This is a genomic window from Bradyrhizobium prioriisuperbiae, from assembly GCF_032397745.1.
Taxonomy (GTDB): Bacteria; Pseudomonadota; Alphaproteobacteria; order Rhizobiales; family Xanthobacteraceae; genus Bradyrhizobium_A; species Bradyrhizobium_A prioriisuperbiae.
In genome coordinates, this window is the sequence record NZ_CP135921.1 from 4,551,316 (window position 1) to 4,564,401 (window position 13,086).

The 13,086-nt window shown below is 62.1% G+C and carries 12 protein-coding genes; 5 read left to right on the plus strand and 7 right to left on the minus strand.

Translation table 11 applies throughout. From position 1 onward, the window contains the following. Nucleotides 1-161: 161 nt before the first annotated feature. The 3 genes from RS897_RS21410 to RS897_RS21420 are packed head-to-tail and all read right to left on the minus strand — an operon-like array spanning nt 162 to nt 2,550. Nucleotides 162-575 carry a RidA family protein gene (locus tag RS897_RS21410; protein ID WP_315830722.1) on the minus strand — a complete coding sequence of 138 codons (414 nt, stop codon included), beginning with the start codon at nt 573-575 and terminating at the stop codon, nt 162-164. Nucleotides 576-592: 17 nt separating this feature from the next. Further along, the gene (locus RS897_RS21415; protein ID WP_315830723.1) at nt 593-1,099 is read right to left on the minus strand and encodes a flavin reductase family protein; all 507 of its coding nucleotides are present in this window, start codon (nt 1,097-1,099) and stop codon (nt 593-595) included. After that, the gene (locus tag RS897_RS21420; protein ID WP_407654559.1) at nt 1,096-2,550 is read right to left on the minus strand and encodes a 4-hydroxyphenylacetate 3-hydroxylase family protein; all 1,455 of its coding nucleotides are present in this window, start codon (nt 2,548-2,550) and stop codon (nt 1,096-1,098) included. Before RS897_RS21420 ends, RS897_RS21415 begins: the two co-directional genes overlap by 4 nt. A gap of 90 nt (nt 2,551-2,640) precedes the next feature. Between RS897_RS21420 and RS897_RS21425 the strand changes: the two genes are divergently transcribed. After that, complete coding sequence (locus tag RS897_RS21425; RefSeq protein ID WP_315830725.1) at nt 2,641-3,588, plus strand: LysR family transcriptional regulator; 948 nt, start codon at nt 2,641-2,643, stop codon at nt 3,586-3,588. Here RS897_RS21425 and RS897_RS21430 read toward each other — a convergent pair. After that, on the minus strand, nt 3,556-4,470 hold the full coding sequence (locus tag RS897_RS21430) for a 2-hydroxyacid dehydrogenase (protein ID WP_315830726.1): 915 nt from the start codon (nt 4,468-4,470) through the stop codon (nt 3,556-3,558). The two genes, RS897_RS21425 and RS897_RS21430, sit on opposite strands and share 33 nt — an antisense overlap. A gap of 11 nt (nt 4,471-4,481) precedes the next feature. After that, the gene (locus RS897_RS21435) at nt 4,482-4,940 is read right to left on the minus strand and encodes a type II 3-dehydroquinate dehydratase (RefSeq protein ID WP_315830727.1); all 459 of its coding nucleotides are present in this window, start codon (nt 4,938-4,940) and stop codon (nt 4,482-4,484) included. A gap of 241 nt (nt 4,941-5,181) precedes the next feature. Between RS897_RS21435 and RS897_RS21440 the strand changes: the two genes are divergently transcribed. Then, nucleotides 5,182-6,261, plus strand: a complete 1,080-nt coding sequence (locus RS897_RS21440; RefSeq protein WP_315830728.1) for a hypothetical protein — start codon at nt 5,182-5,184, stop codon at nt 6,259-6,261. A 129-nt stretch (nt 6,262-6,390) separates the two neighbouring features. On the opposite strand, the gene RS897_RS21445 is transcribed toward RS897_RS21440, so the two are convergent. Next, the gene (locus tag RS897_RS21445) at nt 6,391-8,061 is read right to left on the minus strand and encodes a caspase family protein (RefSeq protein ID WP_315830729.1); all 1,671 of its coding nucleotides are present in this window, start codon (nt 8,059-8,061) and stop codon (nt 6,391-6,393) included. A 411-nt stretch (nt 8,062-8,472) separates the two neighbouring features. Between RS897_RS21445 and RS897_RS21450 the strand changes: the two genes are divergently transcribed. Further along, nucleotides 8,473-8,724 carry a hypothetical protein gene (locus RS897_RS21450; protein WP_315830730.1) on the plus strand — a complete coding sequence of 84 codons (252 nt, stop codon included), beginning with the start codon at nt 8,473-8,475 and terminating at the stop codon, nt 8,722-8,724. Between the two features lie 309 nt (nt 8,725-9,033). Next, nucleotides 9,034-10,341, plus strand: a complete 1,308-nt coding sequence (locus tag RS897_RS21455) for an alpha-hydroxy acid oxidase (RefSeq protein WP_315830731.1) — start codon at nt 9,034-9,036, stop codon at nt 10,339-10,341. A gap of 172 nt (nt 10,342-10,513) precedes the next feature. Here RS897_RS21455 and RS897_RS21460 read toward each other — a convergent pair whose 3' ends face one another. Further along, nucleotides 10,514-11,191 (minus strand): Crp/Fnr family transcriptional regulator, encoded by a 678-nt coding sequence (locus tag RS897_RS21460; protein WP_315830732.1) that lies wholly within the window; start codon nt 11,189-11,191, stop codon nt 10,514-10,516. A 135-nt stretch (nt 11,192-11,326) separates the two neighbouring features. Here RS897_RS21460 and RS897_RS21465 point away from each other — a divergent pair, with 135 nt between their 5' ends. Continuing rightward, the gene (locus RS897_RS21465; protein ID WP_315830733.1) at nt 11,327-12,967 is read left to right on the plus strand and encodes a tannase/feruloyl esterase family alpha/beta hydrolase; all 1,641 of its coding nucleotides are present in this window, start codon (nt 11,327-11,329) and stop codon (nt 12,965-12,967) included. Nucleotides 12,968-13,086: the final 119 nt, after the last annotated feature.

Consider the following 13,086-nt stretch of genomic DNA (forward strand, 5'->3'; position numbering starts at 1 on the left):
CTCGTTTGATTGGGCTTTGCAGCGATGAAACAGAGCAAGGATCGTGCCATTTATTTTATTGATTTCAGATAGTTAGATGCAATTTGCCAACGGCGAGCCACTTCATCTTCGAAGGAAGATGAAGTGGCTCTTAGGACTGTTGCTAAAAGCTTGTTTCGCTCTCAGCGCGACGGAATTTCAGCGATGATGTCGATCTCCATGAAATACTCGGGTTTAGCCAGTCCCTGGACGATGATGCCGGTCGACACCGGATAGACGCCTTTCAGCCAGCGGCCGACCACGCGATACACCGGCTCGCGATAAGCGCGATCGGTGATGTAGATGACGATCTTGACGATGTCCTGCAGCGAGGCACCTGCCTCTTCAAGCAGCACCTTGGCGCAAGACATGGCATTCTCGGTTTGCGCGGCTGCATCGCCGATGCCGACGATGTTGCCGTCGAGGTCCATGGCGGTCTGTCCGCGCACATAGACGGTGTTGTTGGCGCGCACCACCATGCAGACATCGTTGTCGAGATTCTGCTCGGGGTAGGCTTCGCGGGTGTTGAACTTGCGGAACCGCTGATGGGTGGTCATGGATCTCTCTCTTTAACTTAAGCAGCGGCGAGGCGACGGAACGCGCGATCGGAAAACACCAGCGGCAAGGCCGGCTGGGTGCGAACGTCAAGCACTTCGCCGGTCACGATGCGATGCGAGCCGAATTCGAAAACGCTGGCGACGCGGCAGTCGAAATTGCAGAGTGCGCCGTCGAGGGCGGGCGCGCCGGTGTGCAGCTTGGACCATTTACCGGCCAGGAAACGATTTTCGCGCAGTTCCGGGATCAGTCCGGCGAAGCTGTTGGCGACGCGTTCCTGGGCATCGCTGAGCACGTTGGCGACGAAGGTGCCGTTGGTGAGAATTTGCGCCAGGCCCTTGTTGTCGCGATGGACGCAGAACACCACCGAGGGCGGCTCCATCGACAGCGAGCACAACGACGACACCGTGACGCCGGCGCGCCCGGCGTCGCCGTCCGAGGTGACCACGGCGACACCCGAGGCCGTCAGGCGCATGGCGTCGCGGAATGTATCGACGCCGACGACGGGTTGCATTGTGTGGCTCATGCCTTCCCTCCATTGATGCGATCCGACAGGCCTGCGGACTTCTTGACGAAATCGAGTGGGCCGGAAAAATCAAAGCTGTTGTAGACGGCGGCGAGATGATTGAAGTGCGGCGCCTGGGCGAACTGCACGAACGTCAGGCGATGGCCGGCATAGTCGGAGTTCAGGAGATCGCGGGCGAAGGCGAGCAACTTGCGTCGGTCTTCGGCCTGCCACTGGTCGTTCAGGGAATAGAACTTGTTCAGCCACTCGCCGCTGCCCTTGGCTTCGAACGAACTGGCATTGGGGGTGATGCAGATCTGGCCGCCGCAGAGCTCGCGGGCGATATGCATCATGGCGGGAAGTTGCGAGCAGCCAAATACCCGGCCGGCATAGAGCATCGACTGCTGCGGCATCAAGAGGCCGCCCGGGCTCTTTTCCGCCATCGCGATCGAGGCGGTGAGATGAGCGTTGATGCCTTCGCGATAACAGACGAGGTCGGCGAGCTTTTCGCGGACCGACTGCAGCTTGTCGAGGCCGGTCTGCTTCGCATTCCACATCGCGGCGCCGATCATCATGTCGGCGGTGTAGAGCAGGCGCAGCACGTAAGGAAATGCCGAATAACGATGCAGCGTCGAGCGCACGAACTGCGCCGCGCGGGTGTGCCGGTAGAAGAAGACGTCTTCCCAGGGGATCAGCACGTCGTCGAACACCACCAGCGCTTCCACTTCGTCGAACCGGTTGGCGAGCGGGTAGTCCTTCTCGCTGGAGCGGTTGGCAAAGCCGGCCCGGCAGATGTGCTTGACGCCCGGCGCGCCCATCTTGACGATGCAGCCGACCGCATAGTCGGATAGCGCTTCGGTGCTCCAGGCGCCCACCGTCGGCTTCAGATAGGCCTGGTCGGCATAGGCGGCGGCGGTCTCGTATTTGGCGCCGCGGATGATGATGCCGGCGTCGGTCTCGCGCGTCACGTGCACCATCAGGTCCGGGTCCTGCTGCTGCGGCGGCAGCGAGCGGTCGCCCTTCGGGTCGGTGTTGGCCGATACATGGAACACGTCGTTCTCGACCACGGCCTGGATGTGTCGGTCGATGTTGGCGGCGAACCGCGGATCGATTTCCGCCAGCACGTCGCGGCCATCGGCCAGCGACCACATCTCGCCGATGGTCTCGTCGCCGACCCGCGTCACCACGCCGCCGATGTCCTTCATCACGTGATCGACCGCGGCGATCTTGTCGGCCCAGTCCTGTTTCGTCTGCGGCGGGCGGTAGAAGATGGAGTGGCGCTCGTTGCCGTCGACATAGGTGAGGGCGCTGCTGTAGCGCTCTTCATGCGCCATGTCGTACATGCGCGCCTTGATATCGATAATCGGCTTCAGTGCCGGGTGCCGCGTGACGTCCTTGACGCGCTCTCCGTCCATCCAGACTTCGCGTCCGTCGCGAATGCCGTTTTTGTACTCTTCGCCCGTGCGGATCATCATTGGCTCCTGCTTGCACTGGACGAAGTGTGGGGCGCCGCATAGCATAAGGAAAATATTTTTATCTTTGGAGTTTCATAGGAAAATGCGATGAAGTTTTCCCTCCGGGCTCTGAAGTACATGGTCGAAACCGCCGATGCGGGCAGCGTCACCGAGGCGGCCCGGCGCCTCAATGTGTCGCAGCCCGCGATATCGACGGCCCTGAGCCAGATCGAGGCCGAACTCGGCATCCAGATCTTTGTCCGCCACCTGGCCAAGGGCGTGACGCTGTCGGCGGCCGGCCAGCGGCTGGTCAATGATGCACGGCTGCTGCTTAATCATGCCCGCGACTTCGAGCAGGGTGCGCAATCCCTCGGCAACACCTTGCAGGGCGAGATCGTGGTCGGCAGTTTCCTGACCCTGGCCACCCGCTTCATGCCGGGGCTGCTGTCGGGTTTCGGCGATCGTTATCCCGGCATTTCGGTGAAGCTGGAGGACGGCGACCAGCAAGAGATCATCGATGCATTGATCTCGGGGCGCATCGAACTCGCTTTGTCCTATTCCTTCGCGATGCCGGACGATATCGTGGGTGAAAGGCTCGCCGAGTTGCCGCCGCACGTTCTGTTGTCCGCCACCCATCCGCTGGCGACGCGGCGGCAGGTCAGTCTTGCCGAGCTTCAAGACGATCCGTTCATCCTGCTCGACCTGCCGCATTCCCGCGACTACTTCCTGAGCGTGTTCGCAGCGTGCGGAATTGAGCCGCGGATCGCGTTTCGCACCCGTTCGTTTGAACTGATCCGTGGCCTGGTCGGGCACGGGCGGGGTTATGCGATCCAGAATGCCGTGCCGCGCACCACCATCGGTTATGACGGCAGCCGCAGCGTGGTGGTCCCGATTGCCGAGCCGTTGCCGTCGACCTACGTGACACTGCTGCACTTGAAACGCTACACGTTGCGACCGGCGGTCCAGATGTTTGCCGACTATGCCAGGGAAGCCTTTGCGGTCGGCGGCCGGTTCGCGCCGGGATCAATAGCCCCGCCCGGGGTCGACGCGGCTTAGCAGCGGCTGCCCGGTGCGCAGCCGCCGCACATTCTCGCCGATCTGTCGGGCCGCGGAGGCCGGCAGTGCGATGGAGGCGAGGTGCGGCGTAATCAGGACATTGTCCATCGCCCACAGCGGGCTCGAAGGCGGCAGCGGCTCGGTGGCGAACACATCCAGCGTTGCCTCCGCGATATGGCCGGATTGCAGTGCTGCGATCAGCGCGGCTTCGTCGACGATGCTGCCGCGCGACACGTTGACAAACGCAGCACCCGTCTTCAGCAGCGCCAGCCGTTCGGCATTCAGGAGGTTTTGGGTGAGCGGCGTTTGCGGCAGCATGCAGACCAGAATATCGCTGCCACTGAAAATCTCCGGCAGCGCCTCGAGACCGGCTGATGTCCGGATGCCGTCAACATCTTTAAGTGTGTTCGACCAGCCCTGCACTTGATATCCTTGCCGCGCGCATTCGATCGCCGCGGCCAGTCCCAGTTCGCCAAGTCCCAAAATGCCGACCCGGATGGTCTCGGGATCGCGGGGATGGATGTAATGCCAGCGGCGCTGCCGCTGCGCGCGTTCGAAGGCCGGGATATTGCGCGCGTGTCGCGTCACCGCGAACAGCACATACCCCGCCATCATCCGCGCCATCTTGGGGTCGGACAGCCGGGTGATCGGCACATCGGGCAGGTCGTCGCGACCGACCAGCGCATCAACCCCCGCACCGAGATTGATCACCAGGGCGAGGTTCGCAAAATCCGCGAAGAAGCCATGGGGCGGTTTCCACACCAGCGCATGGCGGACCGACGCCTTGTCGGCGATGTCGCCGGTCTGCCGCAACTCGATATCCTCCGCGGCCAGCGCCGACCGCCAGGCCTCGAAGTCGTCGACCTGGCTGTAGAAAACCATTGTCTCCGGCATTATCGGGGCGCCTGCTCGGCGATCAGGCGCGCCACCGCGGTCAGGGCCAGTTCATAACCCAGCGCGCCAAGGCCGGCGACCACGCCGGTGGCCGCGCGCGACACGTAGGAATGGTGTCGGAAGGGTTCGCGCTTCCAGATGTTGCTCATGTGGGCCTCGATGATCGGTCCCTCGAAGGCCAAAAGCGCATCCAGGATGGCGATCGAAGTATAAGTGAGCCCGGCCGCGTTGATGATCAGGCCACCGGCTTTCTCGCGCGCCTCCTGGATCCAGTCCACCAGCACGCCCTCATGATTGGACTGGCGAAATTCGAGCGTCAGCTTGAGCGACGCGGCGTGATCCTCGCAGCGCTGTTTGATCGCGACAAAGCTTTCGCGGCCGTAGGTCCCGCTGCGATCCAGTCCATAGAGATTGGCGTTGGGTCCATTGAGGAAATAAACGGTCGGCTGGGCGGTCATGGGGGCGCTTTCGTTGCGGGTCACCGGCCTGCAACACTAACGAGCGCAGGTACCTCCGCCATAATAAAAAAAACCTATCCGGTTCGACGGGTTTGGATATGGGGCGATGTCTCCTGATCTGCCGCATGTCTCATGGCCGGGAGATGCGAAGTGCAGCGATTCTGGATGTACTGAAGCGAAACGGTGCTGCCTGCGCACGCTCAACATTTGCTTCCATCGTTGCAAGCCAAGGACAATGATCATGTCGATCACATCGATACGTCCCTTTATCGCGATCATATGCGTCGGTCTCTCGTGGCTTGCCTTCGCCCCGCTCGCGGGAGCAGCTCCTGTCACCCGCAGCGACGGAGCCGAGCTGGTCTACGCAATCCCGGACGATGGCGCCCAAAAGTATAACAGCGCGCAGAATCCGGCGCTGTCTCCGGACGGCACAACGCTGATTTTCACGCTCTATATCAACGGATACGATGGCCACATCGGCGATACCCAGCAAGGCGGGCTGGCTCGCATGCCGAGCGCCGGCGGCGCGGCGACACCGATCACCGCCACCAATCTTGGCGGCACCAATGTCAACGGGTTGGCAACTTGGAACGGCGCGACCAACCTCGTGACATTCGCCGATACCGCCCTCGACGCCAACATCTGGACGGTCGCGCCGGATGGCAGTGGACTGCGGCAGGTCACCTACACGACAGGCAAGGGCCACCCGGCTTACCAGGAACCGACCTTCTCTCCCGACGGCAAGACCATCGTGTTCGAGGAAGACCTCGAGCATAACCCCAATTCCGACGACGGCTACGTGGGCAGCATCGACATCGTGCCGACCGCCGGTGGCCCGGTGCGGCGGCTGCTGGTTGGCGGCAACGCCAGCGATAACCGGCTGCCGGTGTGGTCGCCCGATGGCTCGCAAATCCTGTTCCAGCGGCGGACGGACATGAAGCCAAAGCAAGAGGGCGGCTATCACCTGTTCACCATCAATCCCGATGGCACCGGCCTGATTCAGATCACCGGCAAGCCCACCGCCGACGGGGTGGTCTATGAAAATTACGACAGCGACGCGTCGTGGTCGCCCGATGGTCAATGGATTCTGGATTCGGCGTGTTATGGCAGCGGTCCGCAGACGCCATGCCCGAAAGGCGCCGTGCCGAACATCTTCCTGATTTCGGTCGACGGCAAAAAGGTCGTGCGCGTCACCACAAGCAAGCACGAGGATGGCGCCCCGGTCATGAGCCCGGATGGTCGCTGGATCTACTTCGAGTCCCACAAGGGCGACGAGGATTCGCCGACCCAGATCTGGCGGATCGCCACACCGCCGCATTAGGTCGTTGTCCGACGAGACGGATCGGGGGAGCTGATCAATGACGGTAACGGGGTTGGCGAGCAGCGGAGTTACGGTGCATTCAATTATTGTGAGGATCTCGGAGGATCGAAACCAGTTCCGGGGACGATCTCAACACCAAACCCAGCTGCAGCCGAAGAATCGATAGCGGTAGATTCTTCGTACGTAGTGAACGCGCGACGCGTGTTGCGGCCGTACCGTCTTCTGCGGTGGCGGCACATTGGGATCCTGGCTCGTCGGATCGACCTGAACTGCCATGCGCCGCAGCTCGGCCGCCTTGAGCGGATCGGGCGCGCCGAGCAATCCCCGTTCGTACATGACAGCGAGGTATTTGAGCGAAAAGCCGTCGTTGAGATCGGCGGCCTGCTGGAAGTATTGCGCAGCGGCGTTGTAGTCGCGCGGCGTTCCCTTGCCGTAGAAATACATCAGGCCGGTCTGGGTCAGGGCGAAGGGGTCGCCCGCCTCGATCGCCTTCTCATAGAGTTCGAGCGCCCTCGGTTCGTCCTTCTTCACGAACTCGCCGTTGGAGTACATCGCGCCAAGATTACTGATGGCGCCAGGCACACCCGCGGCGGCGGCCTTGCTGAACAGCTCGAAGGCCCGCGGTCGGTCCTTTACGACTCCGCGCCCGGTCGCGAAAAGGATCCCGAGACGAGCTTGCGCTGGCGCATAGCCGGCATCAGCGGCTTTGGTCAAATGCCGCAGCGCTTCCATATAGTTTCTCGTCTTTTCGTAGGCGTGGCCAAGCAGAAACTCCAGGCGCAGTTCATTGGGACTGGTGCGCATGGCAGCCTCACAGATTGGGACCGCGGCCGAAAAATCGAGCGTGTTGTAGATTTTCAACTGCTGAGGACTGGCGAAAGGCGGCGGCGGCGCGGCGGCGCGCTCGCATTCGCCGACCGGGCCGTCCGCGGTAACCGGCGGCACCTGAGACGCGGCGGTTCGCGGCTCGACCGACGGCGCAGCCTGCGTTGCGACCAAAGCCGGTTGCTTCAGATCGCCTGGCGCTTGGGACGAGGCCGCCGATTGCGTCGGCGTCGCGGGTGAGGCGACGATGCCAATCGGGGTCGGTTGGGCCGCCAGATAGACATCGCCGACGAGGGAGGAACTGTCCCAAGGCGTTTGCTTCTGACCGGTCGTTTGAAGCACGTCGCCGCGAACCCTGGAGAGCATCTGGCGCACTTCGATCCCGGGCGTTGCGATATGCTTCAGCAGCGCGGCGGTAAAGGGCGAGTTCCGCCCCACGCCGTCGAGGGCGATATTGTTGGGCTGCGTCGAATAAACGATGAGCGAGCCCTGTCCCGCCGCCTCGATGCGGCCGAGCCCGCGATTGGGCGTGGCGCGGCCGCCATGAGCGAGCTTCTCGACAAAGGGATTGTTGCGGCAGGCGTCAAGAATGATGATGTTGGCGCGCCCCGTCCCCTCCATCTCCTGCTGGATGTCGGTCAGATTGAGCGTGTTGAAGCGCACATCCGCAGGCGTTTCGATTTTCGCATCGACCGGCAGCAGATAATTCTCTCCGTTCATCTGCAAGCCATGGCCGGCGTAGAAAAACAATGCGACGTCAGCGCCGCGCAGGCGCTCGGAAAAGTCGCGCACCGCCCTCGCCATGGCGTCGCGGGTCGCATCGCGCTGCTCGATCACCTCAAAGCCGACGCTGCGCAAAGTTTGGGCGAGATCGGCGGCGTCGTTGGCGGGATTGCCGAGTGCGGGAACGGCTTGATAGTTGCTGTTGCCCAGCACGAGCGCGAGGCGCGTGCCGGCGAAAGCCTCTGTCTGCATGGCGGCCAATGCTGCGAAAAAGCAAAGTGTAACAAAAAGGTAGCGGCAATGGAATTTTCGCATGGCGCCTGCTTACGGTGTTGAGATGCGAGCTGAAATGGCTCGCCGATCCAGCGATCGGATGGTGCGGTGCATTCGCACGGGCGTCAACCGGCAGGTGACGGTAGCGCATCAGCGGGAGGCGATGAGCGGCGTGAATTTCGGTGCCTGTGCACCTAATTGACCTCGCGCGTTTCATGTAAGGCGGCAGTGGGGCCGTAGTGGTCACCGCAATTGCGGCTCGCCCAAATTGGGAGCCCGTTTTGCGCTCAACAACAAGTGAGCTTGAAGCGGTCCGATTGTGAACAGACCGAAGCGCACGCCAGAGTATTGTTGCAGTTGCTACAGTTCCCATCAAGAAGGAAACAAGTAATGAAAAAACTTATCTTGTTTGTTGCTGCTTTTGTGACAGCGAGCGGAGTCAGCGCTTACGCCCAGAGTGAGCATGGTGCCGGCACCAGCAAGCACCGTCGATTGATGTCGTCCCACGCTTCGGTACAGAACCATCAGCCCGGCTTTCAGCCGGCCGTGATGGTTCCGCCAACTGGCTATTATGGCGGAGCGGACGCCGGCTATGGTCGGATGGATGACCCGTCAGCGGAAGGCCGCAGCGGCGGGGGCTGAAAATTTTCGATTTTACTGGTGTTGCAGATCGACGGTCCGGCCCCGCTTGAGACCTGAGACTTGGTCTCGGGCAGGGCCGTGCCTTTGTTTCTCCCGACGCGAGGCCGGGGCGGCGTCCTTTGGCTTCATTGGAAAACGATGAGCTTTCACAGCGCGGTCGCCCCTATACGTTAGGGTGGCATACTTTATCGTCCCGGCGCACTAAATTGACGCCGCAACCGGCGGGCGCCATCATGCGCTCCGTCTTGCCCGCGTCATTGTTCCGGTGTCCCGCACCACGCGGCGCTCATTCGCATTCGGGAGAACACGATGACAGATACCTCGCGTCAGACGCCGATGACGGGCAACATGATCGCGCGCCGCCAGTTGCTGCGGTTTTTCGCCGGCAGTCCTTTGCTCACGGCGACCTCTCTCGGGGCGATCACCTCGCTGTTGACCGCGGGCACGGATCGGGCGTTCGCGCAGAGTTATGACGTGCTGCGCGGCTCGCGGCGGGCGCTCGGCCCGGACGGCGTCATCACCGCCGCGGCCGACGCACTGGATGTGTTCGAGTTCGAACCGGCGGCGAAGAAGGCTGTGCTCGGCCAGGAGGCGCCGGCGCACTGGGGCTACCTCCAGAGTGGTGTCGACGGTGACGTGACGCGCGACGCCAACCACACCGCTTTCGCGAAATACAACATCCGCGTCCAGCGTCTGATCGATGCGCGAAAGGTCGACACCAGTGTGAAGATCTTCGGAGAGACCTGGGGCAGCCCGATCTTCATGTGCCCGGTCAGCAGCCTCGGCGCTTACGATCCCGAGGCGGGGGTCACCGTGGCGCGCGCCGCCGCCAAGCGCAACCATCAGATGATTCTCTCCACCGTCGACAATGCCAGCATCGCCGATGTCAGCAAGGCGCACGGCAAGCCGGCCTGGTTCATGTTGTATCCGACCGACGACTGGAACGTGACGCAGAAACTCGTGCAGCACGCGGAGAGCGCGGGCTCTCCGGCGATCGTGCTGACGGTCGACCGCCAGGGCGGCCGCAACACTGAAACCCTGTTTCGCGAACGGCGCCAGGACCAGCGCGAGTGCTCGGGCTGTCACACGCCGGGCTTCACCAACGAGGTCAGCCGCAAGTCCAACTTCGCCGATATCGACGTGTCCAAGGTCACGAACCTGTACGGCACCGGGATGACATGGGAGTTCATCGATCGCCTGCGCAAGATCGTCAAGGGCAAGCTCGTGCTCAAGGGCATCATGACGGGTGAGGATGCCAAGGAAGCGCTGAAACACGGCGTGGACGGCCTGATCGTCTCCAACCATGGCGGGCGCGCGGAAGAAAGCGGGCAGTCGACCATCGGCGTGCTGGCGGAAGTCGTGGACGCGGTCGGCGGCAAGATTCCGGTGTTGATCGACGGCGGCGTGCGCCGCGGCACCGATGTTCTCAAGGCGCTCGCCGTGGGCGCTGCGGCCGTCGGCATCGGCCGGCCCTATGTGTGGGGCCTGGCGTCATTTGGTGAAACGGGTGTGGACCGCGTGCTCCAGATCCTGGACGACGAGTTCATCACCATCATGCGGCAGGTGGGCGCGCTGGACATCAAACACATCACACGGCGCAACGTCACCAGCGCTTAGAGCGTTTTCCAGCGAAGTGGATACCGGTTCGCGTCAAGAAAACGCGTCAAAACAAGATGCTAGAGCCCCGTTCCGATTTTATCGGAACGGAAAAGGCTTTAGCCGTGCCGAGCTGTACAACGGCGGCCCGCAACCTGCGGCAGCCGCCGTGCAAGTCTATTTTGTCACAAGTTTATTTTGTCAGGTGAGCCGGGAACCGGGTGTCGAAATCCCGCAGGCCCTCGATATTGAGGACCGTGATTGTCCGGTACCCCATCGCGATCAGCTCGATCTTCTCCAACTCCTGCAGCGCCTGACTGATCCTTTGCCGCGATGCCCCAACGAGATGACCAAGCTCTTCGTTGGAGATTTCGATGCGATATTCCCGGCTCGGATAGAGTTGCGGATGCAGCATGTCCGCGAGGGTGTGAGCGACGCGCGCGTCCAGGTCGTCCAGGCGGTCATGCTCGAACGCACCCAGGAATTGCCCGAGGCGTTCGTTCAACTGGTTGAGAATGAAGCGGTTGAAAGCAATACTTGTGTCCAGCAGCCAGAAAAATGTGGCTGCCGGCATCAACGCGACGCGCGAGTCACGTAACGCGACGACATTGTATTTGCGCGGCTCCTGTTTGAGGATCGAACCTTCGCCGAACCAGCAATTGGCGGGGAACGTCGCAAAGGTCACGGGCCTTCCGGTTTCGGACAGGTTTGCTGCCTTGATCAGTCCGTCGACCACACCGACCCACACATTGGACGGATCGCCCTTGTGGCACGCATAATTGCCGGGCTCGAGTTCGCGCACCATGATGGTGGTCCGCGCGCGCTGCAATTGCGCGGCTGACAGCGCGCTCGCCCATGTGCTCGTAGCCAACAAATCGTCGAGCGACCGCATTGTGCAACCAGATTGTTAGACCGGCGACAGTCTCCAGGCGGATCACTGATCTATCATGGCGAAACGGGCATGCAAGCGCCCGGCATAATGCGCTGCAACAGGGAGGAGCCGATGATGAGAAACAGACAAGACCGGCGACGAGTCCGAGGGTATCTGCTGGCTGCGGCCGCGCCGGTGGCGATCGGGGTGTTGTCGGCGTCCCCAGCCGCCGCCTCGACATGCTCTCAACTGGCGAGCCACTTTCATCGGCCGAATACGACCATCACGACGGCGCAGACCGTTCCGGCCGGAACATTCGTCACGCCGACCACTCCGGCTCAATCGCTTCCAGGACTGCCGCAATTCTGCCGGGTGGCAGGATTTACGACGCCGACCCGCGACTCGCACATCAATTTCGAAGTGTGGGTGCCGGAAGCGGGGTGGAACCTGAAGTATCTGCAGGTGGGCTGCGGCGGTTTCTGTGGGTCGATCTCCTACACCAGCATGGCCGAGCCGCTTCGCAGGGGGTATGCCTCGGCGGCGACCGACGATGGCCATCAGGCCAGCGGCATCGACGCGTCCTGGGCGGTCGGCCATCCTCAGAAGGTGGTCGATTTCGGATATCGCGCGCTGAAGGAGACCACCGACGTTGCCAAGGATATCATCATGGCCTTCAAATCGAGTGGCCCGCGTCGCTCCTATTTCGTGGGCTGTTCCGATGGCGGCCGCGAAGCCTTGATGGAAGCGCAGCGCTACCCGCACGATTTCGATGGCATCGTGGTCGGTTCTCCAGCGAATGACTGGACCAACTTGTTTAGCGGGTTCGTCTGGAACCAGAAAGCGCTTGCCGCAATCCCCGGCGGTGATCTCTCGCAAGCCGACCTCGGCGTCGTCAGCAACGCCATGCTTGGACAGTGCGCCGGACGCGACGGCGGGCTGCGCACGGATCAATTCCTGAACAATCCCCTGGCCTGCCGCTTCAACCCGGACAGGCTGTCGCTGTCGAATGACAAGATCCAGGCGATCAAGAAGATCTTTTCGGGTCCGCGCGGGATCTTCCCGGGCTATCGCGTGACGGGCGACGAAGCGAGTGATCCGGCCAACTGGCCGGCATGGCTGACCGGGGGCGGCAATCCGGCCAATGGACTGCAGGGATTGTTCGGGACCAACTTCTTTAAGTACATCGTGTTTCCGAATTCCGGATGGACCCCGGACACGTTCAGCATCGAGCAAAACGCCCGTCAGGCGGACGTCCGGGTCGGAGCGATCCTGAATTCCGTCGATCCCAATCTTCGTCCCTTCAAGTTTCGTGGCGGCAAGCTGATCCAGTATGCAGGCTGGGGTGATACCGCCATCTCGCCCGAGAACGACATCGATTACTATAACGCGGTGACCCGGGAAGTCGGCGGCCACGAACGTGTCAGAGAATTCTATCGTCTCTTCATGGTTCCGGGCATGGCTCACTGCGGTGGCGGACCCGGCGCAAACGCGTTCGGGCAATTGACGCTCAACGGGCCGAACCCCTCCGATCCGCAGGGCGACATTATCTCGGCGCTGGACCGATGGGTCGAATATCATGATGCGCCCGACAGAATCGTCGCCACGAAGTACGTCAATGACGATCCGACCCAGGGCATCGCGTTCCAGCGACCGCTGTGTCCCTTCCCGCAATTTGCCAAATACAACGGGACTGGCAGCACGACCAGCGCCGCGAGCTTTGCGTGTGTGAGACCGGATCATGACGAGGATCACGACAGGGAAGCAAGCAACCGGTGAGTCTGAAAACATCAGCCGCGCGGGCGCGTGCGCGTCCCGCGCGGGATGTCAGTTCACGGTGGGTATTGAGGTGATGGGGTGGAGGGCGCCCCGTCATCCGTTCTTACGAGGCGGCGCCG

What these genes read in the sequence shown, in the direction of transcription:
- RS897_RS21410 (WP_315830722.1), bottom strand. Translation starts at nt 575, where the DNA reads ATGACCACCCATCAGCGGTTCCGCAAGTTCAACACCCGCGAAGCCTAC.
- RS897_RS21415 (WP_315830723.1), bottom strand. Translation starts at nt 1,099, where the DNA reads ATGAGCCACACAATGCAACCCGTCGTCGGCGTCGATACATTCCGCGAC.
- RS897_RS21420 (WP_407654559.1), bottom strand. Translation starts at nt 2,550, where the DNA reads ATGATCCGCACGGGCGAAGAGTACAAAAACGGCATTCGCGACGGACGC.
- RS897_RS21425 (WP_315830725.1), top strand. Translation starts at nt 2,641, where the DNA reads ATGAAGTTTTCCCTCCGGGCTCTGAAGTACATGGTCGAAACCGCCGAT.
- RS897_RS21430 (WP_315830726.1), bottom strand. Translation starts at nt 4,470, where the DNA reads ATGGTTTTCTACAGCCAGGTCGACGACTTCGAGGCCTGGCGGTCGGCG.
- RS897_RS21435 (WP_315830727.1), bottom strand. Translation starts at nt 4,940, where the DNA reads ATGACCGCCCAGCCGACCGTTTATTTCCTCAATGGACCCAACGCCAAT.
- RS897_RS21440 (WP_315830728.1), top strand. Translation starts at nt 5,182, where the DNA reads ATGTCGATCACATCGATACGTCCCTTTATCGCGATCATATGCGTCGGT.
- RS897_RS21445 (WP_315830729.1), bottom strand. Translation starts at nt 8,061, where the DNA reads ATGCAGACAGAGGCTTTCGCCGGCACGCGCCTCGCGCTCGTGCTGGGC.
- RS897_RS21450 (WP_315830730.1), top strand. Translation starts at nt 8,473, where the DNA reads ATGAAAAAACTTATCTTGTTTGTTGCTGCTTTTGTGACAGCGAGCGGA.
- RS897_RS21455 (WP_315830731.1), top strand. Translation starts at nt 9,034, where the DNA reads ATGACAGATACCTCGCGTCAGACGCCGATGACGGGCAACATGATCGCG.
- RS897_RS21465 (WP_315830733.1), top strand. Translation starts at nt 11,327, where the DNA reads ATGAGAAACAGACAAGACCGGCGACGAGTCCGAGGGTATCTGCTGGCT.